The organism is Oceanimonas marisflavi (assembly GCF_003049725.1).
Classification (GTDB): Bacteria; Pseudomonadota; Gammaproteobacteria; order Enterobacterales; family Aeromonadaceae; genus Oceanimonas; species Oceanimonas marisflavi.
This window is the reverse complement of record NZ_QAGM01000085.1, coordinates 1-255: the sequence shown is the minus strand read 5'-3', so window position 1 is coordinate 255 and position 255 is coordinate 1. Positions and strand designations below refer to the sequence as shown.

General features: G+C 55.3%; 1 rRNA gene. It reads left to right on the top strand.

Annotated elements, in window-relative coordinates:
• Positions 1-253 (top strand): 23S ribosomal RNA (locus DA373_RS16195); the annotation flags it as partial.
• Positions 254-255: the final 2 nt, after the last annotated feature.

Below are 255 nucleotides of genomic sequence, written 5' to 3'. Positions count from 1 at the left end.
AAGGCGAGGCCGAAAGGCGTAGTCGATGGGAAACGGGTTAATATTCCCGTACTGACACACATTGCGATGGGGGGACGGAGAAGGCTAGATGGGCCAGGCGTTGGTTGTCCTGGTGAAAGGGCGTAGGCGGTGACTTTAGGCAAATCCGGAGTCACAACGCTGAGACCCGAGACGAAGGTACTACGGTACCGAAGTCATTGATGCCCTGCTTCCAGGAAAAGCCTCTAAGCTTCAGATGTGTGTGAACCGTACCCC